A 23,556-nucleotide genomic window follows, 5' to 3' on the forward strand; every position below is an offset into this window, starting at 1 on the left:
GACGCGCGGTCAGCTAGCGTCGGCCGAGGCGAGGCGCGCGGGTTCGGCGTGCGCCATTTCGCTTGCGGCGAGCTCGGCCACGGCGGCAGTCGCGTAGTCACCGCTGCTCACCACCACAGCGATCTCCACGGGCAACGGCGCAATTGGTGCAACCGGTCTATCGCGCAGAGCGGTGACAGCGGCCGCCAGCTCGGCGGGCACCGGTACGAGATCGATAGGTGCAAGCGACACCGGGGCGGGCACCGAACCTGTCGAACCGGCCGACTCATCCACGACCACTGCCTTGTGCTCGATCAAGCTCGAGACGATGTTGTGGGCCACCGATGACGCGAGCATCGTGTGAAAGATGTCGTCGTTGTCGCTCGCTTCGCGGCGCGCAATCGCGTACGAACCCAGCGGCCCGAAGTTGCTCAGCAGAGTCTGGTTGACGAGGTCGTAGAGTCGCTCAGAACTCATGACGTTCTCGCGTTCTGCCTTGGCCTTACGCCGCCAACCGATCATGACCTGCACCTCTCACGACTCGTACGTAGGTACAGTGTGCGCTCGCGCGCAGAATGAGCCGGTCAACACGCCGTAGCTCAGAGCAAAATCAGCTGCAGATCAGGAGTTTTCTAGCTCGCGGGCGTCACGGTCATCCTGCAGCACGCTGCCTACCGCGAGAGCGATGGTGAGCGCCCAGCTCACCCACATGAGTGCAAGGCGCCAGTCGCGCGGGCCTTTGCGAGTGGTCTGAATCACGGCGAATCCGCTCGCAACCGCGCCGATGATGCTGGAGTTGAAGATGAACTTGCGCATAGGGGCCACTTTCCGTTTCGTTCTACGTTAGGGCATGTGGCGGCGCTAGAAATAGGGCTGCCGCAACCGGTTACTGTGAGGCAGACTGTGAAGCTTGGCGCTGGGTATTCAGCGCCTTCTTCGCCTTCTTAGACGAGCACCTCCTGAACAGGCTCGCCGCCGTAGCCCGGCAGCAGGTGCCCGTCGAACACCCGGCCTCCTTAAGCTGAATAGCGCGTAGCACAAGGGTGACCAGCGAGTGCGCGGGCGTGGCTGGTACCGTGGATGCATCGCCCGTGCCCTATGCCGGGCATCGAGATGAACAAGGATGCGCTATCTCTTCTGAAACTACTCCCGACGACGCGAGCGGCACCTACTCGCTCGTGGTCGTGTCGAACCGATTGCCTGTCGACAAAGTGGTCGCAGCCGACGGTTCTGAGAGTTGGCGGGCATCTCCGGGCGGCCTCGTAACGGCCCTCGAACCAGTGATGCGCGAGAGCGATGGAGCCTGGGTCGGCTGGGCCGGCGTCGCCGGCGATCACTCCGAGCCGTTCGAGAACGACGGCATCTCGATCGTGCCGGTTTCGCTCAGCGCCGAAGACGTGGAGTTCTACTACGAGGGCTTCTCGAACGACACGCTCTGGCCGCTCTACCACGACGTCATCGCGCCGCCCACGTACCACCGCGATTGGTGGGATTCCTACCTGATCGTGAATCAGCGGTTCGCAGACGCGGCAGCGGCTGTTGCAGCCCAGGGCGCCACGGTGTGGGTGCAGGATTACCAACTGCAGCTGGTTCCGAAGATGCTGCGCGAGAGCCGCCCCGATCTCGTCATCGGGTTCTTCAACCATATTCCGTTTCCGGCATATGGCATCTTTTCCCAGCTGCCGTGGCGAACGCAGATCGTCGAGGGTCTGCTCGGTGCCGATGTCATCGGTTTTCAAAGAGTCGCAGACGCCGGCAATTTCAGCCGAGCGGTTCGGCGTCTCACCGGGTACACCACCAAAGGCGCCACCATCGAGGTGCCCATCGAAGACGAGGCCGAGGTTCAAGGCAACCCACTTCGCGCCAAAGTCTCTCGCCGTGGGCACCAGGTTCGCACGGTGACGGCCCGCGCTTTTCCCATCTCGATCGACGCCGCGAGCTTCGAAGAGCTGGCGCACAGGCCCGAGATTCAGGCCCGGGCCCGCGAGATCAGGCAAGAACTCGGCGACCCCGAGATCGTGATGCTGGGCGTCGACCGCCTCGATTACACGAAGGGCATCGGCCACCGACTGAAGGCCTACGGTGAGCTGCTCGCCGAGGGCAAGATCAGTGTGGCCGATGCGAGCCTGGTTCAGGTGGCCAGCCCGAGTCGTGAACGTGTGCAGACCTACATGACTCTGCGAGACGAGATCGAGCTGACGGTCGGCCGCATCAACGGTGACTTCAGCACCATCAGCCACACGGCCATCAGTTACTTGCACCAGGGTCGCCCTCGCGACGAGATGGTGGCGCTTTATCTCGCGGCCGACATCATGCTGGTCACCGCGCTTCGAGACGGCATGAACCTCGTCGCCAAGGAGTATGTGGCCACCCGCTTCGACAACGACGGCGTTCTCGTGCTGAGCGAGTTCGCCGGTGCAGCAGACGAACTCAAGGCCGCGCTGCTCGTCAATCCGCACGACATCGAGGGGCTCAAAGAGGCCATCTTGCGTGCCATGCAGATGCCGCGGCACGAGCGTTCGCGCCGCATGCGATCGCTTCGCAAGCGGGTCAAAGAGCACGACGTGGCGCGCTGGTCGAAGTCGTTTCTCGACGCCCTCGCCGACCAGACCCTGGCTCAGAGTTCGGCCGACGCGGCGGCAGCGGCTGACGAATCGGCCAGTGAATCAGCGAATGGCGGCGACGAGCAGTCGTGAGTGGCACGCTTGCGTCAACCCCGAGCATCCGCGACTCTGACGACAGCGCCGCACTCGTCGACAAGCTCACCCTGCTGAGCCGCGAATCGAAACTGCTGGTCGCGCTCGACTTCGACGGCACGCTTGCTCCCGAAGTGGATGATCCGCAGCACGCCCGCGCCCTGCCCGAGGCTCGCGCGGCTCTCTTACGCCTGCTCGCGCTGCCCAACACCCGCGTCGCGCTCATCTCCGGGCGCGCGATGGCCAGCTTGGAGCACGTCGCGAACGTTCCCGATTCGGTGCTGCTGGTGGGCTCGCACGGGGTGGAGTTTCGGCTCGACAGCCCCGACACGACGCTCGACCTCAACACCGTCGAGCTCGAGCAGGTCGAAGCGCTTAGCGACGTGCTCGAAGACGTAGCGGCCGGGCTCGACCAGGTGTGGGTCGAACAGAAGCCCGCCGGTTTTGCGCTGCACACCCGTCTGGCGACCGAGAAAGACAGCCGCATTGCGCACATGCAGGCGCTCAGCGAGACGCAAGCCGAGATCGCCGGGCTCACGGTTCGTGAGGGCAAGAACGTCATCGAGTTCTCGGTGCGCAGCGCCACTAAGGGTGAGGCGCTGCTGCACCTGAAGGAGTACACCAAGGCGACCGCCGTCTTCTACGCCGGCGACGACGTCACCGACGAAGACGCTTTCGCGGTGCTGCGCCCGCACGACTTCGGCCTCAAAAGCGGCCCCGGCAAAACCATCGCCGAGTTTCGCGTGGCCGACCCCCGCGAGGTGGCCGGAGTCTTGACCCTGCTCGCGACCCTCCGCGCCCGCGCCTGACGCCCCACCCCCACCCGCCCCCACACATGGATCACGAAAATCGCCCTTCGCGGCGGGGCTTAGGGCGGATTTTGTGATCTAGCTGATCTGTACCGCGTTACGGCCGGTCGATTTGGCCCGGTAGAGCGCGCGGTCGGCGTCGAGCATGACGGCGTCGAGTGTGTCGGTGCGCCGCTGGATGGCGCCGCCGACGCTCACCGTCGTAGGCGGGGTGACACCGAGTTCGGCGATAGCCGCCCGAAGCCGTTCCGCCACGGCCTGCAGTTCAGACTTGCCGGTCACGATGGTGAACACCGAGAACTCGTCGCCGCCGACCCGCACGCAGAGGTCGCTGTTTCGAGTTGCTTTGATCAGGGCATCCGCTGTGACCTTCAGCACATCGTCGCCCACAAGGTGGCCGTACGTGTCGTTGACCCGCTTGAAGTGGTCGAGGTCGAGCACGAGGCACCCCAGGTGCTGGTCGGTGCGTTCGGCCAAAGCGCTCATCAGCGGAACGTTGAGCTCCATGCTGCGTCGGTTGGCGAGCCCGGTGAGTGCGTCGGCCAGCGAAAGCGCAACGGCTTCGTCGCGCGCCGCCTGCAGCGACTGCCGCAGTACGAGAACCACAAGAATCGTGATGAGCATAAGCGCTATGAAGATGAGGCTCGCCACGACCGGAATCGACGAGCGCACGATGATGACCAGCACGCCGAGAATCGTGCAGGCGATGCTGAAACCCAGGGCCATGCGCACGTAAAGAAAGGCCGATGCTGCAACCGCGATGCCGAGAAAGACGAACGCGGTGATGGTTCCGATGGCGGCAGGCTGAATCGTTATGCCGATCAACGCCGTCAAGATCATGGTCAGCGCCATCACCCGCAGGGTGAAATACCCGGTTGCACGCTTGGTGAACCGTGCCACTACCCAGACCCCGACGCCGGCGATGGCACCGAGTACGACGAACGCGCGAACCCACTCGGGGTCGAAGTCGGCGGTGAGCGCCAGAACGAGCAGCGACAGCGCTCCGGGAATCGCCACGATCTGCAGGCTGAGCGAGCGTAACTGCCTCGGAGTGCGGTTCGCGAACGACTTCACGTATGAGCTGCCTTCCCTGACCAGGTCGCCGGCCAGTGACGTACCCCTAACCGTAGCAAGAGTGGCGGTTGCCGGAGCAAGAGCACCCTCCGCTCGTTCTAGACTCGTAACATGCCCGAAATAGACATGAAGCCGCGTTCGCGCGTCGTCACCGACGGAATCGAAGCCACCACCTCGCGCGGAATGCTGCGCGCGGTCGGTATGGGCGACGCCGACTGGGAGAAGCCGCAGATCGGTATTGCGAGCTCGTGGAACGAGATCACCCCGTGCAACCTCTCGCTCGACCGCCTCGCGCAGGCCTCGAAAGAGGGCGTTCACTCGGGCGGCGGGTACCCGCTGCAGTTCGGCACCATTTCCGTCTCCGACGGCATCTCGATGGGCCACGAAGGCATGCACTTCTCGCTCGTCTCGCGCGAGGTCATCGCCGACTCCGTCGAAACGGTCATGCAGGCCGAGCGACTGGATGGCTCAGTTCTGCTCGCCGGCTGTGACAAGTCGCTGCCCGGCATGCTGATGGCGGCCGCGCGGCTCGACCTCGCGAGCGTGTTTCTCTACGCCGGCTCCATCGCACCCGGCTGGGTGAAACTGTCAGACGGCACCGAGAAAGACATCACCATCATCGACTCGTTCGAGGCCGTCGGCGGCGTGAAGGCCGGCACCATGAGCGAGGCCGACGCCAAGCGCATCGAGTGTGCGTTCGCGCCCGGCGAAGGCGCGTGCGGCGGCATGTACACGGCGAACACCATGGCAAGCGTCGCTGAGGCACTCGGAATGAGCCTGCCCGGCAGTGCATCCCCTGCCAGCGCAGACCGCCGCCGTGACTACTACGCACACCGGTCGGGCGAGGCCGTGGTGAACATGCTGCGCCTCGGCATCACGACCCGCGACATCCTCACCAAAGACGCCTTCGAGAACGCCATCGCCGTCGCCATGGCGCTCGGCGGTTCGACCAACGTCATTCTGCACCTGCTCGCCATCGCGTACGAGGCCGAGGTCGACCTCAGCATCGACGACTTCAACCGCATCGGCGACACCATTCCGCACCTCGCCGATATGAAGCCGTTCGGCCAGTACGTGATGAACGACCTCGACCGTCACGGCGGCCTGCCGGTGCTCATGAAGGCGCTGCTGGATGCCGGGCTGCTGCACGGCGACGCGCTCACCGTTACGGGCAAGACTCTCGCCGAGAACCTCGCCGAACTCGACATCCCCGCGCTCGACGGCAACGTGCTGCGCAAGCTCGACAACCCCATCCACCCCACCGGCGGCCTGACCGTGCTCAAGGGTTCGCTGGCGCCCGAGGGCGGCGTCGTGAAGACGGCCGGTTTCGACGCCAGCGTGTTCGAAGGCCCCGCGAAGGTCTTCGAACGTGAGCGCGCGGCGATGGATGCTCTGACCAACGGTGACATCAAGCACGGCGACGTCGTGGTGATTCGCTATGAGGGCCCCAAGGGCGGCCCCGGAATGCGCGAAATGCTAGCCATCACGGCTGCCATCAAGGGCGCGGGGCTCGGCAAAGATGTACTACTCTTGACAGACGGACGATTCTCGGGCGGCACAACCGGCCTGTGCATCGGCCACATAGCACCCGAAGCGGTCGACGCAGGTCCGATTGCCTTCGTGCGCGATGGTGATCTGATACGGGTCGATATCGCAGCTCGCTCGCTCGACCTACTTGTCGAACCCGCTGAGCTTGCAGCCCGCCGTGAAGGCTGGGCTCCGCTACCTCCGCGCTATACCCGTGGCGTTCTGGCCAAATACTCCAAGCTCGTGCACTCAGCCGCTGAGGGTGCGATCACCGGGTAACGGCCTCACCAGGTTGCCTCACCCGCACTCGCCTTCGGGCTGGGCGCGAAACGGCAACACCTCGCTTGCGATTAATAGGATTTCTTCTTATGACCACGGAATCTCTTCCCGTGCCCTCGAATACCCGCACGCCCTCGCGCGCACCCGCGCCGAAGGCCCAACCCGAAGTTCTCACCGGATCGGGCGCCATTCTGCGCTCGCTCGAGATGCTGGGCGTGAAAGACGTCTTCGGCATTCCCGGTGGCGCCATCATGCCGTTCTACGACGAGCTCATGTCATCGACGGCCATTCGGCACATCTTGACCCGCCACGAGCAGGGTGCCGGTCACGCTGCCGAGGGGTACGCGGCATCCACGGGCAAAGTGGGCGTCGCCATCGCCACCTCGGGCCCTGGCGCGACCAACCTCGTCACCGCCATCGCCGACGCTTACATGGATTCGGTTCCGCTGCTCTGCATCACCGGCCAGGTCTTTTCGCACCTGATGGGCACCGACGGTTTTCAAGAGGTCGACATCGTGGGCATCACCATGCCCATCACCAAGCACTCCTTCTTGGTGACGCGCCCCGAAGACGTGCCGGCCACCATCGCGGCGGCGTACCTCATCGCCTCGACCGGGCGCCCAGGCCCCGTGCTCGTCGACGTCACCAAAGACACCCAGCAGAACTCGGCGCCGTTCATCTGGCCGCCCAAGGTCGAACTGCCGGGCTACCGGCCGGTCACGAAGGCGCACGGCAAGCAGATTCTGGCTGCCGCCGCTCTGCTGGCAGAGGCCAAGCGCCCCGTCTTCTACGTGGGCGGCGGCGTCATTCGCGCCGAAGCATCGGCCGAGTTGCTGAAGCTCGCCGAGCTTACGGGTGTGCCCGTGGTCACCACCCTGATGGCCCGCGGAGCCTTCCCCGACTCGCACCCGCAGGCGCTCGGGATGCCCGGAATGCACGGCACCGTACCCGCCGTTCTGGCGCTGCAAGAAAGCGACCTCATCGTGTCGCTCGGCGCGCGCTTCGACGACCGGGTCACGGGCAAGGTGAGCGAATTCGCGCCCGACGCCAAGATCGTGCACGTCGACATCGACCCGGCCGAGATCTCGAAGATCCGGGTCGCTGATGTGCCGATCGTGGGCGACGCGAAAGAGGTCATCATCGATCTGACGTCGGCGTTCGCCGATCTCGCCGCCGCCGCTACTGCGATTGCTGCTGCCGAATCGGCCACTTCATCGCGTGCGGCTGGGGGCACGGCATCCACCGCGCCCGCCGCTGGCGTGCCCGAGCTGGCTGACTGGTGGGATCGCCTGCGCGAACTCAAGCGCCAATACCCGCTCGGCTACGACGAGCCCGAAGACGGCCTGCTTTCGCCGCAGTACGTCATCGAGCGCATCGGCCAGATCACGGGCCCCGAGGGCATCATCGCCTCGGGCGTCGGTCAGCATCAGATGTGGGCCGCGCAGTTCATCAAGTACGAGCGCCCGAACGCGTGGCTGAACTCCGGCGGCGCCGGAACCATGGGCTACGGCGTGCCTGCCGCCATGGGCGCGAAGGTCGCCAACCCCGACCGCACGGTGTGGGCGATCGACGGCGACGGCTGCTTTCAGATGACCAACCAAGAGCTGGCCACCTGCACCATCAACAAGATTCCGATCAAGGTCGCCATCATCAACAACTCGTCGCTCGGTATGGTGCGGCAGTGGCAGACGCTGTTCTACGACGGCCGCCACAGCTTCACCGACCTCAACACGGGCGACGGAACCATCATGATTCCCGACTTCGTGAAGATGGCCGACGCCTACGGTGCTCTCGGTATTCGTGTCACCAAGAAAGAAGACGTGGATGCCGCGATCAAGCTCGCCATCGAAACAAACGACCGCCCCGTGGTGATCGACTTCGTGGTCAGCCGTGACGCCATGGTCTGGCCGATGGTGCCGCAGGGGCTCAGCAACTCAGCGGTGCAGTACGCCCGCGAGCACGCCCCCGAGTGGGAAGAGGAGTAGGCGCCATGAGTCACCACGTTCTGTCACTTCTCGTCGAAGACAAACCCGGTCTGCTGACGCGCGTCGCCGGGCTTTTTGCCCGCCGCGGCTTCAACATCGAGTCGCTCGCTGTGGGCACCAGCGAAATCGAGGGGCTCTCGCGCATCACCGTTGTGGTCGATGTGGATGAACTGCCGCTCGAGCAGGTCACGAAGCAGCTCAACAAACTGGTCAACGTGATCAAGATCGTCGAACTCGACCAGGCGCAGTCGGTGCAGCGCGAGCACCTGCTTGTGAAGGTTCGGGTCGACAACTCCACCCGTTCGCATGTTCTCGAGGCCGTGAACCTGTTCCGCGCTCGCGTCGTGGATGTGTCGACGGATGCTCTGGTGATCGAGGTCACCGGCGACACCGGCAAGACGAACGCGTTCTTGCGGGTAGTCGAGCCGTACGGCATCAAAGAGCTGGCGCAATCGGGTCTGCTCGCCATCGGGCGCGGCAGCAAGTCGATCACCGAGCGCGTCTATAAGAATTGATCGGCCGCTAGCGGCCGCATCGAATAAATCTTCGCTGAGCCAGCTGCGTGATCTTCACGTTCAAACCATTCGCCATCGAACTAACTCATTCGCAACACAACTAACAAGGAGCAAGAACACTCGTGACTGAAATCTTCTATGACGCAGACGCCGATCTGTCGCTCATCCAGTCGAAAAAGGTAGCCGTCATCGGTTACGGCTCACAGGGCCACGCCCATGCGCTGAACCTGCGCGACTCGGGCGTCGAGGTCAAGGTCGCCCTCAAAGAGGGCTCGACGTCGATTGCCAAGGCGCAAGAAGCCGGCTTCGACGTCGTCTCGGTAGCCGAGGCCACTGCATGGGCTGACGTCATCGTCATTCTCGCGCCCGACCAGCACCAGCGCGGCATCTACGCGGCCGACATCGCTCCGAACCTCAAGCCGGGTTCGACGCTTCTCTTCGGGCACGGCTTCAACATTCGCTTCGGCTACATTCAGGCGCCTGAGGGCACCGATGTCGTGCTCGTCGCACCCAAGGGCCCGGGCCACACCGTGCGCCGCGAGTTCGAAGCCGGTCGCGGTGTTCCCGTGATCGTTGCGGTCGAAGAGGATGCCTCGGGCTCAGCCTGGGCGCTCGCTTGGTCGTACGCCCGCGCCATCGGCGGTCTCCGCGCCGGCGGTATCAAGACGACCTTCACCGAAGAGACCGAGACTGACCTGTTCGGCGAGCAGGCCGTGCTCTGCGGCGGAACCTCGCAGCTGGTCATGTACGGCTTCGAGACTCTGGTCGAGGCTGGCTACCAGCCGCAGATCGCGTACTTCGAAGTGCTGCACGAGCTGAAGCTCATCGTCGACCTGATGTGGGAGGGCGGCATCGCGAAGCAGCGCTGGAGCGTCTCCGACACCGCTGAGTACGGCGACTACGTCTCAGGCCCGCGCGTCATCACGCCCGACGTGAAAGAGAACATGAAGGCCGTTCTGGCCGACATCCAGTCGGGTGCGTTCGCTGCCCGCTTCATCGCCGACCAAGACGCGGGCGCGCCCGAGTTCTTGGCGCTGCGCGAGAAGGGTGCTCAGCACCCCATCGAAGAGACCGGCCGCGAACTGCGTGCCCTCTTCGCCTGGAAGCAGACCGACTCCGACTACACGGAAGGTAGCGCTGCGCGCTGACCTCGGTGCAGTCGGCTTCGCCGACGCTGTGCTTGTTTGGTGCACCGGCCCCCGGCCGGCGCACGCCGAAGGTAGCGCTGCGTGCTGACCCGTTCGTTTCTCGCGATCACGAAAAGTCCTCCAGACCTCAGGTTGTGGAGGACTTTTGTGATAGCGGGGGAATTAGGGGTGGTGGGTGACGTTGGCGAGCAGGCCGAGGCGGGTGAGTTCGGAGCCCACAGCCTGGTCGAGCTCGGTGAAGACGTCGGCCGAACGTGAGACGCCGATCACGCCGCCCATCGCTCCGGCGCCGTTGGTGCGATTGAGGCGAGCCACGAGCTGGCCTTCGTAGTCGAAGAACTGCATCTGGTACTCGAGCCGCTGATTGCTCTTGCCCGCGAACGCGCCGAGCCACACCGTGGCGCTCACGCTGCCGCGCGTGACACTCCAGCCGCCGAGTGGCGAGGTCGCCACCTCGAAGCCCTGCGACCGTAGCGCCGCCGCCAGAACGTTGCGGGCCGAATCGTGATCGCCCGTGATGAAGTAGTCGACCGCCGTCATGGCCCCATCGTACCGATGCGCCGGCATGAGGTGCCATGACACCGGCTGCGGGAGCGGCGACGGGTGCGCGGTTGTGAAGCGCCGGTGTACCGCCGCCAGCAGGTAACCTGAAGTCATGAAACGCGGCCCCGACGACGACGCACTCAGCTGGGGTGACGAGAGCGACCCGACGTACGTCGCACCCGACCTCGCTGACGACGACCCCGCGGATGACGACCTCACCGAGGTCGATCGAGCCGACGTTGGTCACGACTCCGCGGAGCCGGCCGACGACGCGACGGGTGCGGGCGAGCAGCCGATCGAAGACGCGACGAGCGTGGGTGTCGAGCCGGTGAAACAGGATGCTGCGGGCTCGCCCCGTTGGGCATCCGGAGCCGCACCGACAGCAGAGGTCGTCGAAGCGAACCGTGTGGCCGTCAGCGACGCGAAAGTCAGGCAGGCCGACGCGGCCGAAGACGCGGCGGTTGAGGATGAACTCGCCGACGCCGAAGAGGCCAGCGCGCAGCTGAGCTCGGCCGCCCTCATCACCTTCGGGGTGGTCGGCGGCGTCTTCTTTCTCTACACGATCGGGTGGCTGGTTGCGTTCATTCGTAATCCGCTGCATCCGGGCGGATTCGCAGAGGTCTGGCAAGACGTTCAAGGTGTTGCCGCCATTGCCGCTCCGGCTCTGTGGTTCTTGGTGACGCTGCTGCTCGCGGCTCGGCGGCGGGTGGCGGTTCGGTTGATCTGGTTGCTGGTGGGCATCGTCGTGGTGGTGCCCTGGCCCTTCATCTTGGGAGTGTGAGAGCTGTGACCGACGCCGAATCTACTGTGCCCGCATCCGCAGTGCCCGAAGCATCCGCAACGCCGGCAAAGCCCGAAGTGCGCTCCACAGCGAAGCGCCGCCGTGGCCGCGCCGGCTGGATCGTGGCCGTGGTGTTCGCGGTCTTCTACGCCTTCGACATCTTCGAGGCACTCTCGAACCTCGTGGGGGTTCTGCAGGCGTACTCCGACGCCGGAGTCGCCCTGCCGACGCCCGCGCTGCTCACCATCATCGGCCAGATCGCTGCGCCCGTCGTGGTGTTTGTGCTTGCGCTGTGGGGTACGAGACGGGCTCGCTCGGGTTCCGCCGTGCTCGTGTTTCTCGTGGGGTTCGCCGTGGTCGCCGTGATCACGCTCGACCTGCAGAGCGTGTTCCGCAGCCTGGTCGGGTTCTAGCGGCACCGGCCTCACCCGGTGCGCCATCGCCACGCGAATCGCTGACCCATAGCGAGCTTCTAGCCGAACGCCACCACGAGTAGCAGCGCGATGAGCACCACCTGAGCGATCGCACGCGGCACGAGCGGCACCGCGAGCATCCCGAACCTGTCTTTATGTGAGGCCGCATACGCGTTCGCCGGAAATACGGCCACCAAGAACACGGCCAGAGCCACGGCAGCAATCGGCCGAAGCTCCGGGATGAACAGCCCCACCCCACCTGCGATCTCGCACGCTCCCGTGAACAGCACCAGGTTCACCGGCCGCAGCAGACCCGTGCGCCGCATCGAGGGCGGAATCATGGCCGCCATCGTGCGGCGAGAAGCCGGCACGAAATGGTTGATGCCCATCAGCACGAACACGACCCCGAAAACCAGTGCGATCACGAGCTGAATGACGTCGAAAGTCGCGGGTTCCATGCTCCCATTGTGCAGGCACTAAAGTTGAGGGGCTAACGTCGCCCGCGATTTCGCCGCCGACCACAGGCTGTGATGATCCCCGCGCAGCTGCCCATGCCGAAACCCGTGTAAGGAACCACTTTCGTGTCAAAACCGGTCGTGCTGATCGCAGAAGAACTCTCACCCGCTACCGTTGAGGCTCTCGGCCCCGATTTCGACGTGGTCAACGTCGACGGAACCGACCGCCCGGCGTTGCTCGCCGCCCTGGCCTCGGCTGACGCCATTCTCGTGCGATCGGCAACGAAGGTCGACGCCGAAGCGATCGCCGCGGCCCCGAACCTCAAGGTCATCGCTCGCGCAGGCGTCGGGCTCGACAACGTCGACATCAAGAGCGCGACGTCGGCCGGCGTTATGGTGGTCAACGCGCCCACCTCGAACATCATCTCGGCTGCCGAGCTCACCGTCGGGCACATTCTGAGCCTCGCCCGCCACATTCCCGCAGCGCACGCCGCGCTGGCCCAGGGGCAGTGGAAGCGGTCGAAGTACACCGGCGTCGAACTCTACGAGAAGACGCTCGGCATCATCGGCCTCGGCCGTATCGGCGCACTCATCACCGAGCGCCTGCACGCGTTCGGCGTCAACGTGGTCGCGTACGACCCCTACGTGACCTCGGCCCGCGCCCAGCAGCTCGGCGTGACCCTGCTGTCGCTCGACGAACTTCTCGCGCAGAGTGACTTCGTGACCATCCACATGCCGAAGACGCCCGAGACCACGGGCATGATTTCGGATGCTCAGCTCGCCCTCATGAAGCCCACGGCGTTCATCGTGAATGTGGCACGCGGCGGCCTGATCGACGAAGACGCCCTGTACCGCGCCCTGAGCACCAACGTGATTGCGGGCGCCGGGCTCGATGTGTTCGTGAGCGAACCGCCGAAGAACCTCGAACTTCTGGCGCTCGACAATGTCATTGTCACGCCGCACTTGGGGGCATCCACTGACGAAGCGCAAGAGAAGGCGGGCGTCTCGGTTGCGAAGTCGGTGCGTCTCGCGCTCTCTGGCGAACTCGTGCCCGACGCGGTGAACGTGGCCGGGGGAGTGATCGAGCCTTCGGTGCGACCGGGTATCGCTCTCATCGAGAAGCTCGGTCAGGTGTTCTCAGGGCTCGCGACGAGCTCGCTCACCAGCGTCGACGTCATTGTGAAGGGCGAGATCGCCGAGTTCGACGTGAGCGTGCTGAAGCTCGCTGCGCTGAAGGGCATCTTCACGAATGTGGTCAGCGAATCGGTGTCGTATGTGAATGCTCCGCTGCTCGCCGAGCAGCGCGGGGTCACCGTGCGGCTCATCACCGACCCCGTATCAGAGGAGTACCGCAACGTGCTCACCCTTTCGGGTGCGCTGAGCGACGGCACGCAGGTCTCGGTGTCGGGAACGCTGACGGGCACGAAGCAGATCGAGAAGATCACCTCGATCAACGGATACGACGTGGAGGTTCCGTTCGCGCAGCACCTGCTCGTGATGATCTACGACGACCGCCCCGGCATCGTCGCTGTCTACGGCAAAGAGTTCGGCGACGCCTCCATCAACATCGCGGGCATGCAGATTGCGCGCACGAATGCGGGTGGCAAGGCGCTGAGCGTTCTCACCATCGACTCGCCCGCCCCCGACGAGCTACTCGAGCGCGTGCGTCAGGCCATTGAGGCAGACGTTCTGACCGAGATCGACATCACCGAGTAACAACCACCGCGTACGGCCGCGTTGCACAAGAGCACCTCGCCAGTTCGGCGAAGGTGCTCTTGCGCAACGCGAGCATGCGCGAGAGTAAGCGTGGCGGTCGGCGGGCTAGGCGTCGACGAAGTCGATCTCCACGTCGTCGGCGGCATCGGTGATCGTGCGCGTGCCGAAGGTGAAGCTGCCCGTGATGACGAACAGCCGCTCGCGGTGGTTGTGCGTCGGCCAGGTGACCGTGAAGAAGATATACAGCGGCGCCCCGGGGTTCACCGTGACGGGCCCGGCCGACGTCAGCAGGTAGCTGCCGCCCGGTGTGTGCGGTGCCAAGATGAATGCCGCGTTGTCGACCGTCGTGTTCGTGGTGTTCGACTCTGGCGGCGCGACGTACTGCGTCTTGGTGGGGTCGTAGGCCACGCTCACCTCGTCGTCAGGCACTCCCATCAGCGTGATGCTTGCCGTGTCGGTGACCGCCTCGGTGCCCGAGTTCGTGATCTTGATCAGCACCGCCAACGTGTCTGACGTATGCAACTGCAGCAGTGCGGCGACGAAGTCGAAGGTGAGCGGCGCCGTTCCGCTCGCCGAGGCGGCGGGTGTGCCCACCGCGAGAGCGACGACGGGCACAGACCACGCCGCACCCTTCAGCGCCGAGCGTCTGGTGAAACCGGATGCCCGTGGCTCCCGTTCAACCGATTCGCCGACGTTCTTCTGCACTTCTTGCACCACATCTGCCCCCTGTTCGCGTGTGAAAATACTAGTGCGACGAAGAGGGCAGCACGAAAAGCAGCAGCTTGCCTGAGCTCGAGGTGACCGCGGGCGTCGGGTTCGCCTCGCCGGTCGCCGCCTCGACGAACGGCTTCCAGCCGTCGACATTGGCAGAATAACCGTCGAGATCGACCTCAATGGCGCAGACCCCCGTCGATTCGACGGCCGACGCGAATGCGGCCGGGTCGTCGACCGCGTTCTTCCACACATCCCAGCCGTAGGTGCCGTAGATTGAGCCGAAGATAAAGCGCAGATGCCCGGGCGTCGTGTAGAGGTAAGGCAACGCCTGGTCGTAATCGGCGAGGTTGCCGATGGGCCCTTGGTCGGGAAAGCCCTCGATAGGCAGCTGAGCAACTCCGCAGCCATCGGGCAGAGCCGCATCGGTGGCGGCGACGAAGTCTTTCATCTCGGTGTCTGCCGTCGCTCCGATGGGAACCCGGGCCGAAACCCCGGCGATCTGATCGAAGAAGGCCAGCACAATGAGCGCCGCCGCCACGATGATCCGCGCGCCGAAACGTTTCGGCACCCTATCGAGCAGCAGCGCCATGAACCCGAGACCGAACAAGATCAGCACAATGCTGAGCCTGCCCCACGTTCTGATCTGCGGCCCGATGATGAGCGCCACGGCAATGCCGAGCCCGGTGACGATGTAGAACAGAAACGCCCAGAGCATCGCCGACGCCAGAACCCTGGTGCGAGCATCCGCTACCAGCCGCCCCAGCCAGGTCTGCCCGATGAGTTTTGTGCTGCTCGCGGCGAAGACCACGAGTACGGCGAAAAGGGCGATGATTCCGACCGACGCGATGATCGATGAACCGGGCTCTTCGGTGGTAGGAATGGCGCCGGTGTTGGCGAGGTACTTGTTCGTGGCAGCGATGAGTTTGGGAACGCCAGAGCCCGTCCACGGCAGAAGCAGCGTGATCAGCTTGCCGGCATCGAGCTCTGATTCGGCGATCAGCCGCCCGTTCGAGTACGAGAGATACCGCGCACCGAAGTCGCGCGATGTCAGAAAGAGGCTGACTGCCACGAACACACCGAGCGCCGCGAGCGGAATGCTCTGCCACCCCAAGCCCCGAACGCGCTGCCGGCTGATCAGAGCAGAAACCACCCCGATGAGCCACACCCCTGCCACCACGATGAGCCCGAACACGAAGTAGTAGCTGCTAGTCGTTGCCACCAGGGCGGCCAGGATGATCGCGGGAGCGATTCGACGCACCACTCGGCCGCGCGTGCTCGTCGCCCGCGCGGCCCACGCGCTGAACGGGTCGGTACTCGGCCCCGCAGCCATGAGCACCAAAATGCCTATGACGGGAATGGCCCAGTAGTTACTGATGAACGCGTGCCCGTAGCTGACGCGAATGAAATGGTACGGCGCAAGGCTGAACAGCGAGGCGAACAGAATTGCAACCCAGGGGCGCACGCGTAACGCCCGAAAGAAGAAGTAGCCTGTGAAGGCGGCGGTGACGAAGGTCAGCAGAGTGAAGACGTTCGCCAGCAGAATGCCGTTGTGAATCACCAGGGCGAGCAAGCTCATCACGACGGCCGACGACAGGTCGACCTGGGCGAGAAAGAACGCGTCGAATCCGGTGGGAAAGCCGAGACCCGGGTTCGTGGCGTACGAGAAGTTCTGGGTGGCGTTCGTGAACAGCATGTAGTGCAGCACGGCGTCTGAACTGCTCACCTGCCAGCGCTCGGCGAGGTCGGCAGGGGAGATGCGCAGCGCCAGAATGGCGAAGGCCAGGCTGATCAGCCCGGCGCCGACGGCAGCACAGACCTCGAGAAGCCAGCGGCGCACGGGTCGCGTTCGAGGTTCGGGTGTTTGCACCCGCCAACACTACAAGTCATTGGCTGAGAGGGCAGGTCAGCTCGGCGTCGTACTTTTCACGAGGCTCTGTACGACGCCCACCAGTTCATCCATGCTCTGTGTGGCGCGGTGCGAGGTTTCGTTCAGCGCCGAAGGCAGAAGGGCCGAGTTGTAGTAGAGGCCGTCGCTGATGAGCATCACCGTTCGTGCGACAGCCGGGTCGCCCACCGCCTCAGAAACCACGTCGAACCAGGCCCGCTGCATCGACTTGAGCGCTTCTTGCGCTTTCGGCTGCGAGCCCTGGGCGAGCCGGGTGGCGGCGATGATGGCCCGGTCGAGCGGGCTCTCGGTGTTGACCGAGCTGCGAATGAAGTAGTCGACCACGCCGGCCGGTGCGGTGCGAATGTTCACCACATCGGCGCTGACGAGTTCGCTGAGGCGCTCGACGAGGCCATCGACCAGAGCCTCTTTCGACCCGAAATGGTAGAGCAGGCCCCCCTTGCTGACGCCTGCCTCGGCAGCCACCGCGTCGAGAGTGGCCGTGCGTTCGCCCTGGTTGATCAAAATGTTCTCGAACGAGTCGAGAATACGATCGCGAGCAGACGGCGCTTGAGGCATGACTTCATCGTAGTGAGCACGGGCCCCCACGCCGGGAGAAGCGGCCTCTGCGCTGGGGAATAGTCTGAACAGTTGTAGAGTTGAGTACTGTACCGACTAGACGGTATACTCTAGTTTCAGAACTCGAACTTTGCCAGGAAACACATCATGTCTAGCTCCACCGCCACCCGCCCGATTCGCACCATCTCGACGAAGACGGCCTCGACGAACGCCGCCTCGACGAACGCCGCCGCACACAACCGCCGCGCGATCACCGCCCTGCCCGACCTCCGCGTCGGCAAGCGCGGCTGGCTCGCGCTCGCCGTACTCATGCTGCCCGTGCTGCTCATCTCCGTCGACAACACCGTGCTGAGCTTTGCGCTGCCCGTGATCTCCGAATCGCTGCACCCGAGCGCCACCGCTCAACTCTGGATCATCGACACCTACCCGTTGGTGCTCGCGGGCCTGCTCGTGGCCATGGGTAACTTCGGCGACCGCATCGGCCGCCGCAAGCTGCTGCTCATCGGTGCCATCGGCTTCGGCGCGGTCTCTGTCGTCGCGGCGTTCGCGCCGACCGCCGAGCTGCTCATCGCGGCCCGTGCCCTGCTCGCGTTCTTCGGCGCCATGCTCATGCCCTCCACCCTGTCGCTGCTGCGCAGCATCTTCGCCGACCGTCGTCAGCGCCGCCTCGCGATTGCCATCTGGGCGGCCGGCTTCGCTGCTGGCGCCGCACTCGGACCCATCGTGGGCGGGGTGCTGCTCGAGCACTTCTGGTGGGGCTCGGTGTTCTTGATCGCGGTGCCGGTGCTGATTCCGCTCGTGATTCTGGCGCCCCTGCTGATTCCGGAGTCGAAAGACCCGAACCCGGGGGCGCTCGATCTGCTGAGCATCGTGCTCTCGATGGTGATGCTCGTGCCGGCGGTCTTCGCCATCACACAGATCGGGGCCGATGGCTTCAGCTGGTCATCCATTGGGCTGTTGGCACTGGGGCTCGCTGCCGGCTTCGCGTTTGTGCGACGCCAGCTCACTCGTGAGAACCCCATGCTCGACATGCGGCTCTTTCGCGTGGGCGCGTTCAGTGGCGCGGTGCTCGTCAACCTGATGAGCGTCGTGGCACTCGTGGGCTTCCTGTTTTACGTCTCGCAGCATCTGCAGCTCGTGCTCGGTCTTCGGCCAATGGATGCCGCACTCGCCTTAGTGCCGGGCCTGATCGTCATGGTCGTGGCAGGCCTCGCCGTCGTACCTCTTGTTCGGTTCGTGAGGCCGAGTTTCGTGGTCGCCGGCGGCCTGCTGCTCTCGGCGATCGCCTACGCCATCGTGATGTTCACGGGGCAGAACGCGACTGCAGTGACCCTCGGCGCCGCGTTCGCGATTCTCGGGCTCGGAATCGGGGCGGCAGAGACCATTTCGAACGACCTCATCATCTCGGTGGTGCCGGAGCACAAGGCCGGGGCGGCGTCTGCCGTGTCGGAGACGGCGTACGAACTGGGCGCGGTGCTCGGCACTGCGGTGCTCGGCAGCATTCTGACGGCGTTCTACCGCGCCAGCGTCGTGCTGCCGATCGGGCTGACCGATCAGCAGGCCACCTCGGCGGGCGAAACGCTCGGCGGGGCAGTGGGGGTGTCGAACGAGATTCCGTGGAGCCTCGGAACGACGCTGCTGCAGTCGGCGCGTGATGCGTTCGACAGCGGGGTGTTCACCACGTCGTTGATCGCGGTGCTGCTGATGGTCAGTGCGAGCATCCTGGCGCTCGTCACGCTGCGCAAGGCCCGCGGCTGACCTGAGGCGGTGGGGGCCGCGACGCCGACACGGAGTGCGGCGAACCCGGCCCCTGGGCGCGGCTCCCCGTGTGCGAGGGCGGGTTGTAACCTAGAGGTACCCTTTTCGATCCAGCGCTGGAGCCCTTATGTCACGCGTCATTCGCCTTGCTGTCATTCCCGGAGACGGAATCGGTGTGGAGGTCGTCGCCGAAGCGCTGAAGGTGCTCGACGCGGCGGTCGCGGCGACGGCTGACAGCGCTGGCGAGAGCGTCGTCTTCGAGAAAACCGAGTTCAAGCTCGGCGCCGCTCGTTTTCTCGAGACCGGCGACGTGCTGACCGACGAAGACCTCGCATCCATCGCCTCGCACGATGCGATTCTGCTCGGCGCGGTCGGCGGCGTGCCCGGCGACCCGCGACTGAAGAACGCGAACATCGAGCGTGGCCTGCTGCTGAAACTGCGCTTCTCGCTCGACCACTACGTGAACCTGCGGCCCACCACCATCTACCCCGGGGTGACGAGCCCGCTCGCGAACCCCGGCGAGGTCGATTTCGTGGTGGTTCGCGAAGGAACCGAGGGGCCCTACACCGGCAACGGCGGCGCCCTGCGCGTCGGCACGCCGAACGAGGTCGCTACCGAGGTCTCGGTGAACACGGCGTTCGGCGTCGAGCGGGTGGTGCGGTACGCGTTCGACCTCGCTCAGACCCGCCCGCGCAAGAAGCTCACGCTGGTGCACAAGACCAACGTTCTGGTGTTCTCCGGGCAGCTCTGGCAGCGCACGGTCAATGCGGTCGCCGCCGAATACCCCGACGTTGCCGTCGATTATCTGCATGTGGATGCCGCGACCATCTTTTTCGTCACGAATCCTGCTAAATTCGATGTCATCGTCACAGACAACCTCTTTGGCGACATTCTCACCGACTTGGCCGGCGCGATCAGCGGCGGCATCGGGTTGGCAGCCTCGGGCAACATCAACCCGACCGGCACCTTCCCCAGCATGTTCGAGCCTGTTCACGGGTCAGCACCCGACATCGCAGGCCAGCAGATCGCCGACCCCACCGCCGCGATTCTGTCGGTCGCCCTCCTGCTCGACCAACAAGGTCTGCCCGAGGCGGCCACCGCCATACGTGACGCCGTGACGGCCGACCTCGCCGGGCGAACCCCGGCATCCACTTCGCGCAGCACAAGCGAGGTGGGCGATGCGATTGCGGCCTCGCTGCACTCGCTCGTCAGCCGCTGACGTCAGGATCGAACATCCACACCCCCGGCTCGCGCCGCACACACTGAATTTCTCCCTGTTGAGGATCTGATGACAACCACCGCACCGACACCCACCCAGTTTCCGCTCGCCTTTGCACTCACGCCGTCGACGGATGCCCGTGCCGAGGCCGAGCGCGAGGCTATCCTTGCCGACCCCGGCTTCGGCAAACACTTCACCGATCACATGGTGCAGATCGAATGGACTCTGGCCGATGGCTGGCACAACGCCGAGGTCATTCCGTACGGCAAGATCTCGCTCGACCCGGCCGCCTCGGTGTTTCACTACGCGCAAGAGATCTTCGAGGGGCTGAAGGCGTACCGGCATGCAGATGGCGGTATCTATACCTTCAGGCCCGAGATGAATGCGCAGCGCCTGCAGCGCTCTGCCGTTCGGCTTGCGCTGCCCGAGCTCTCGACCGCCGACTTCATCGAGTCGCTGCGGCAGCTGGTTGCCGTCGATGGCTCGTGGGTGCCCGACGCGCCCGAGACCAGCCTGTACCTGCGGCCGTTCGAGATTTCGACCGAGAGCTTTCTCGGGGTACGCTCGGCGCAGAAGGTGGGCTACTTCGTCATTGCGTCGCCCGCCGGCACCTACTTCGCAGGCGGGGTCTCGCCGGTGAACATCTGGCTCTCGACCGAGTACAACCGTGCGGGCCGGGGCGGAATGGGCGCGGCGAAGACGGGCGGAAACTACGCCTCGTCGCTGCTGCCGCAAGAACTTGCCTACGAGAAGGGCTGCGCTCAGGTGCTCTTTCTCGACTCGCAAGAGGGCAAGTACATCGAAGAGCTCGGTGGAATGAACCTGTTTCTTGTCTACCGCGACGGCACCCTCGTCACCCCCGAGAGCGACAGCATTCTCGCGGGCATCACGCGCGACAGCATCATGCAGCTCGCCCGTGACCGCGGCCACAACGTGGAGATTCGCCAGGTCTCGATCGAGGAGTGGAAAGCCGGCTCGGAGTCGGGCGACATCGTCGAGGCGTTCGCCTGCGGCACGGCGGCGGTCATCGCACCGGTCGCCCAACTGCGCTCGGAGCACTTCACCCTCGGCGCGGCGGGCGCGCCCGCCGGCGAGCTCACCATGTCGCTGCGCCAAGAGCTCACCGACATCCAATACGGTCGCCTGCCCGACAAGCACGGCTGGCTGACGCGCCTGGCGTAACGCTCGCCGGCGCCGGCGCTGCAGCTACGCAGTCGGTGCGGGTGCGGGTGAGGGTGAGGGTGAGGGTGAGGGTGAGGGTGAGGGTGCGGTTGCGGGTGCGGGTGCGGGAGTATCGTCGGAGCTGAGCCGAGATAGGCACGTATTGCGGCGATGTGAGCTGTGCTCCGACCTAACTACCTGGCGGCGCCGGGTTCGGGCCGGGCGCTCACGCGCGATCTCAGACGTGAGCGGCCACCGCGGCGGGGGATAGGCTTGAGCGCGTGAAGATCGCACGATTCAGCACGGGCGGCGACCCGCGGTACGGCATTGTCGACGGCGACGAACTGGTGGTGCTGGTCGGCGACCCCATGTTCAACGGATTCGAGACCACCGAAGAACGCGTACCGTTGGCGGGCGCGAAGTTGTTGGCCCCGGTCATCCCGCGCTCGAAGGTGGTTGCCGTTGGCCGCAATTACGCCGAACATGCCCACGAACTGGGCAACGATGTGCCTGATCACCCCATCATCTTTCTGAAGCCCAACACGAGCGTCATCGGTCCGGGCGACACCATTGTGCTGCCGCCCGACAGCCACCAGGTCGAGCACGAAGCAGAGCTCGCCGTCGTCATCGGCAGCATCGCGAAGAACGTGCGCGCCGAAGACTACGCCGACGTTGTGTTCGGCTACACCGTGGCGAACGACGTGACCGCCCGCGACATTCAGAAGCTCGACGGCCAGTGGGCGCGCGCCAAGGGGTATGACACGTTCTGCCCCATCGGCCCCGTCATCGAGACCGAATTCGACTGGGCGGATGCCCGCATCGAAGCCCGCGTGAACGGCGACGTTCGGCAGCTGGGCACAACCGCCGACCTCATCTTTAAGATCCCTGAGCTCGTTGCCTTCGTGTCGCGGGTGTTCACGCTGCTGCCGGGCGACCTCATTCTCACCGGAACACCCGCGGGCGTGAGCGCGTTCACCTCGGGGCAGACGGTGGAGATCAGTATTGCCGGAATCGGTACCCTGTCGAATGTGGCCCGGTAGGGCATCCACTCGCCAGCCCGATTCGCTTCGCCGCCGCATTCGTCTCGCTTGCCCCTTTCGTTGCCCCGTCTCGCTTGCCCCGTCTCGCCCGATTCGCTTTTGCTCGCCCGTATTCGTTTCACCAACTCACGAAGGTTGACCGCATGACGTATTCGCCTGCCCCCACCCGCTACGACGAGATGCAGTACCGCCGCGTCGGTTCGAGCGGCCTCAAACTGCCTGCGCTGTCGCTCGGCTTGTGGCACAACTTCGGTTTCACCAAGCCGCTGGATGCTCAGCGAGCCATCGTGCGGCGGGCCTTCGACCTCGGAATCACCCACTTCGACCTCGCGAACAACTACGGGCCGCCCTACGGCTCAGCGGAGTCGAACTTCGGGCAGCTCTTCGCCTCAGACCTGAAGCCGTTCCGCGACGAGATCGTGGTGTCGTCAAAGGCCGGCTACGACATGTGGGCGGGGCCCTACGGCGAGTGGGGCTCGCGCAAATACATGCTCGCGTCGCTCGATCAGAGTCTCGGCCGGCTCGGGCTCGACTACGTCGACATCTTCTACTCGCACCGACCCGACCCCGAGACGCCTATCGAAGAGACCATGGGTGCGCTCGCTACCGCCGTGCAGCAGGGCAAGGCGCTCTACGTGGGCGTGTCGAACTACTCGCCCGAGCAGACGCTCGCGGCTCAGGAGGCTTTGGCTTCGTTCAACGTTCCGCTGCTGATTCACCAGCCTCGGTACTCGATGCTCGACCGCCGTCCCGAGACCACGGGGCTGCTCGACACCGTCTCCTCAGCGGGGATCGGCGCGATCGTGTTCTCGCCGCTCGAGCAGGGGCTGCTGACCGACCGGTACCTGAGCGGCGATATTCCCGAGGACTCGCGAGCCGCCGTGGGGCACTTTTTGAAGGCTGATCGCGTGCAAGACGACTACCTCACCATGGCGCGGGGCCTCAACGATCTCGCGGCGTCGCGGGGGCAGTCGTTGGCGCAGCTCGCGCTCACCTGGGTGCTGCGCACGCCCGCGGTGACCTCGGCGATCATCGGGGCGAGCTCGGTGTCGCAGCTCGAGCAGAACGTGGCGGCGCTCAACGGCACGGCGCTGACCGCGCCCGAGCTGGAGCGCATCGACGAGCTGATCGGCACCGCCGCCGCCGCCGAGTAGCGCGCCACCGCGGCCCAAGGCCGCTGCCCGGCGGCCACCGCGGCCCAAGGCCGCTGCCCAGCGGCCACCGCGGACCCGGGCCGCTGCCCGGCGGCCACCGCGGACCCGGGCCGCTGCCCGGCGGCC

At 65.1% G+C, this 23,556-nt stretch carries 22 protein-coding genes; 14 read left to right on the forward strand and 8 right to left on the reverse strand.

Annotated elements, in window-relative coordinates; genetic code table 11:
• Window positions 1–9 precede the first annotated feature (9 nt).
• Window positions 10–501 (reverse strand): hypothetical protein, encoded by a 492-nt coding sequence (locus tag IEX24_RS02725; protein ID WP_188673248.1) that lies wholly within the window; start codon window positions 499–501, stop codon window positions 10–12.
• Window positions 502–600: 99 nt separating this feature from the next.
• Window positions 601–795, reverse strand: a complete 195-nt coding sequence (locus tag IEX24_RS02730; RefSeq protein ID WP_188673251.1) for a hypothetical protein — start codon at window positions 793–795, stop codon at window positions 601–603.
• Window positions 796–1,109: 314 nt separating this feature from the next.
• On the opposite strand from IEX24_RS02730, the gene otsA reads away from it, so the two are divergent.
• Both otsA and otsB read left to right on the forward strand, forming a co-directional pair.
• On the forward strand, window positions 1,110–2,675 hold the full coding sequence (otsA, locus tag IEX24_RS02735; RefSeq protein ID WP_307821412.1) for an alpha,alpha-trehalose-phosphate synthase (UDP-forming): 1,566 nt from the start codon (window positions 1,110–1,112) through the stop codon (window positions 2,673–2,675).
• Window positions 2,672–3,484 carry a trehalose-phosphatase gene (gene otsB / locus IEX24_RS02740; protein WP_188673266.1) on the forward strand — a complete coding sequence of 271 codons (813 nt, stop codon included), beginning with the start codon at window positions 2,672–2,674 and terminating at the stop codon, window positions 3,482–3,484. Before otsA ends, otsB begins: the two co-directional genes overlap by 4 nt.
• Before the next feature lie 78 nt (window positions 3,485–3,562).
• Here the strand turns inward: otsB and IEX24_RS02745 are convergent, their stop codons facing one another.
• Window positions 3,563–4,558 carry a GGDEF domain-containing protein gene (locus tag IEX24_RS02745; RefSeq protein ID WP_188673281.1) on the reverse strand — a complete coding sequence of 332 codons (996 nt, stop codon included), beginning with the start codon at window positions 4,556–4,558 and terminating at the stop codon, window positions 3,563–3,565.
• A 111-nt stretch (window positions 4,559–4,669) separates the two neighbouring features.
• Here IEX24_RS02745 and ilvD point away from each other — a divergent pair, with 111 nt between their 5' ends.
• From ilvD to ilvC, 4 genes are all read left to right on the forward strand, one after another.
• Window positions 4,670–6,364, forward strand: a complete 1,695-nt coding sequence (ilvD, locus tag IEX24_RS02750; RefSeq protein ID WP_188673284.1) for a dihydroxy-acid dehydratase — start codon at window positions 4,670–4,672, stop codon at window positions 6,362–6,364.
• 89 nt (window positions 6,365–6,453) lie between these two features.
• Window positions 6,454–8,349 carry an acetolactate synthase large subunit gene (locus tag IEX24_RS02755; RefSeq protein WP_188673287.1) on the forward strand — a complete coding sequence of 632 codons (1,896 nt, stop codon included), beginning with the start codon at window positions 6,454–6,456 and terminating at the stop codon, window positions 8,347–8,349.
• Window positions 8,350–8,354: 5 nt separating this feature from the next.
• The gene (gene ilvN, locus IEX24_RS02760) at window positions 8,355–8,864 is read left to right on the forward strand and encodes an acetolactate synthase small subunit (RefSeq protein ID WP_188673308.1); all 510 of its coding nucleotides are present in this window, start codon (window positions 8,355–8,357) and stop codon (window positions 8,862–8,864) included.
• A 122-nt stretch (window positions 8,865–8,986) separates the two neighbouring features.
• On the forward strand, window positions 8,987–10,012 hold the full coding sequence (gene ilvC / locus IEX24_RS02765; RefSeq protein ID WP_188673310.1) for a ketol-acid reductoisomerase: 1,026 nt from the start codon (window positions 8,987–8,989) through the stop codon (window positions 10,010–10,012).
• A 162-nt stretch (window positions 10,013–10,174) separates the two neighbouring features.
• On the opposite strand, the gene IEX24_RS02770 is transcribed toward ilvC, so the two are convergent.
• Entirely contained in the window at window positions 10,175–10,552 is a 378-nt protein-coding gene (locus IEX24_RS02770; protein WP_188673313.1) for a hypothetical protein, read from the reverse strand.
• Between the two features lie 115 nt (window positions 10,553–10,667).
• Here IEX24_RS02770 and IEX24_RS02775 point away from each other — a divergent pair, with 115 nt between their 5' ends.
• On the forward strand, window positions 10,668–11,336 hold the full coding sequence (locus IEX24_RS02775; protein ID WP_188673315.1) for a hypothetical protein: 669 nt from the start codon (window positions 10,668–10,670) through the stop codon (window positions 11,334–11,336).
• A gap of 5 nt (window positions 11,337–11,341) precedes the next feature.
• Entirely contained in the window at window positions 11,342–11,749 is a 408-nt protein-coding gene (locus IEX24_RS02780; protein WP_188673317.1) for a hypothetical protein, read from the forward strand.
• Window positions 11,750–11,808: 59 nt separating this feature from the next.
• Here IEX24_RS02780 and IEX24_RS02785 read toward each other — a convergent pair whose 3' ends face one another.
• Complete coding sequence (locus IEX24_RS02785) at window positions 11,809–12,207, reverse strand: DoxX family protein (RefSeq protein ID WP_188673319.1); 399 nt, start codon at window positions 12,205–12,207, stop codon at window positions 11,809–11,811.
• 123 nt (window positions 12,208–12,330) lie between these two features.
• Here IEX24_RS02785 and serA point away from each other — a divergent pair, with 123 nt between their 5' ends.
• Complete coding sequence (serA, locus tag IEX24_RS02790) at window positions 12,331–13,920, forward strand: phosphoglycerate dehydrogenase (protein WP_188673321.1); 1,590 nt, start codon at window positions 12,331–12,333, stop codon at window positions 13,918–13,920.
• Between the two features lie 105 nt (window positions 13,921–14,025).
• On the opposite strand, the gene IEX24_RS02795 is transcribed toward serA, so the two are convergent.
• Genes IEX24_RS02795 through IEX24_RS02805 form a run of 3 tightly spaced genes read right to left on the reverse strand, consistent with a single transcriptional unit; the run spans window position 14,026 to window position 17,098 of the window.
• A complete protein-coding gene (locus IEX24_RS02795; RefSeq protein ID WP_188673323.1) occupies window positions 14,026–14,637 on the reverse strand; it encodes a hypothetical protein in 612 nt (203 codons plus the stop codon).
• Between the two features lie 28 nt (window positions 14,638–14,665).
• On the reverse strand, window positions 14,666–16,501 hold the full coding sequence (locus IEX24_RS02800) for a hypothetical protein (protein WP_188673326.1): 1,836 nt from the start codon (window positions 16,499–16,501) through the stop codon (window positions 14,666–14,668).
• Between the two features lie 36 nt (window positions 16,502–16,537).
• On the reverse strand, window positions 16,538–17,098 hold the full coding sequence (locus tag IEX24_RS02805; RefSeq protein WP_188673329.1) for a TetR/AcrR family transcriptional regulator: 561 nt from the start codon (window positions 17,096–17,098) through the stop codon (window positions 16,538–16,540).
• 309 nt (window positions 17,099–17,407) lie between these two features.
• On the opposite strand from IEX24_RS02805, the gene IEX24_RS02810 reads away from it, so the two are divergent.
• From IEX24_RS02810 to mgrA, 5 genes are all read left to right on the forward strand, one after another.
• Complete coding sequence (locus tag IEX24_RS02810; RefSeq protein WP_372435714.1) at window positions 17,408–18,856, forward strand: MFS transporter; 1,449 nt, start codon at window positions 17,408–17,410, stop codon at window positions 18,854–18,856.
• A 127-nt stretch (window positions 18,857–18,983) separates the two neighbouring features.
• Entirely contained in the window at window positions 18,984–20,075 is a 1,092-nt protein-coding gene (locus IEX24_RS02815; protein ID WP_188673333.1) for a 3-isopropylmalate dehydrogenase, read from the forward strand.
• Window positions 20,076–20,144: 69 nt separating this feature from the next.
• A complete protein-coding gene (locus IEX24_RS02820) occupies window positions 20,145–21,257 on the forward strand; it encodes a branched-chain amino acid aminotransferase (protein ID WP_188673336.1) in 1,113 nt (370 codons plus the stop codon).
• A gap of 260 nt (window positions 21,258–21,517) precedes the next feature.
• Window positions 21,518–22,276: a fumarylacetoacetate hydrolase family protein gene (locus tag IEX24_RS02825; RefSeq protein WP_188673338.1), complete on the forward strand. Its 759-nt coding sequence runs from the start codon at window positions 21,518–21,520 to the stop codon at window positions 22,274–22,276.
• A gap of 143 nt (window positions 22,277–22,419) precedes the next feature.
• The gene (gene mgrA / locus IEX24_RS02830) at window positions 22,420–23,430 is read left to right on the forward strand and encodes an L-glyceraldehyde 3-phosphate reductase (RefSeq protein ID WP_188673341.1); all 1,011 of its coding nucleotides are present in this window, start codon (window positions 22,420–22,422) and stop codon (window positions 23,428–23,430) included.
• Window positions 23,431–23,556 lie beyond the last annotated feature (126 nt).

It is taken from the genome of Subtercola lobariae (assembly GCF_014640255.1).
Classification (GTDB): Bacteria; Actinomycetota; Actinomycetes; order Actinomycetales; family Microbacteriaceae; genus Subtercola; species Subtercola lobariae.

Coding starts and splice junctions, on each gene's coding strand:
- IEX24_RS02815 (WP_188673333.1), top strand. CDS start 18,984: ATGTCACGCGTCATTCGCCTTGCTGTCATTCCCGGAGACGGAATCGGT.
- IEX24_RS02785 (WP_188673319.1), bottom strand. CDS start 12,207: ATGGAACCCGCGACTTTCGACGTCATTCAGCTCGTGATCGCACTGGTT.
- IEX24_RS02775 (WP_188673315.1), top strand. CDS start 10,668: ATGAAACGCGGCCCCGACGACGACGCACTCAGCTGGGGTGACGAGAGC.
- IEX24_RS02730 (WP_188673251.1), bottom strand. CDS start 795: ATGCGCAAGTTCATCTTCAACTCCAGCATCATCGGCGCGGTTGCGAGC.
- IEX24_RS02725 (WP_188673248.1), bottom strand. CDS start 501: ATGATCGGTTGGCGGCGTAAGGCCAAGGCAGAACGCGAGAACGTCATG.
- ilvD (WP_188673284.1), top strand. CDS start 4,670: ATGCCCGAAATAGACATGAAGCCGCGTTCGCGCGTCGTCACCGACGGA.
- IEX24_RS02755 (WP_188673287.1), top strand. CDS start 6,454: ATGACCACGGAATCTCTTCCCGTGCCCTCGAATACCCGCACGCCCTCG.
- mgrA (WP_188673341.1), top strand. CDS start 22,420: ATGACGTATTCGCCTGCCCCCACCCGCTACGACGAGATGCAGTACCGC.
- IEX24_RS02770 (WP_188673313.1), bottom strand. CDS start 10,552: ATGACGGCGGTCGACTACTTCATCACGGGCGATCACGATTCGGCCCGC.
- IEX24_RS02810 (WP_372435714.1), top strand. CDS start 17,408: ATGCTGCCCGTGCTGCTCATCTCCGTCGACAACACCGTGCTGAGCTTT.
- IEX24_RS02805 (WP_188673329.1), bottom strand. CDS start 17,098: ATGCCTCAAGCGCCGTCTGCTCGCGATCGTATTCTCGACTCGTTCGAG.
- ilvN (WP_188673308.1), top strand. CDS start 8,355: ATGAGTCACCACGTTCTGTCACTTCTCGTCGAAGACAAACCCGGTCTG.
- IEX24_RS02820 (WP_188673336.1), top strand. CDS start 20,145: ATGACAACCACCGCACCGACACCCACCCAGTTTCCGCTCGCCTTTGCA.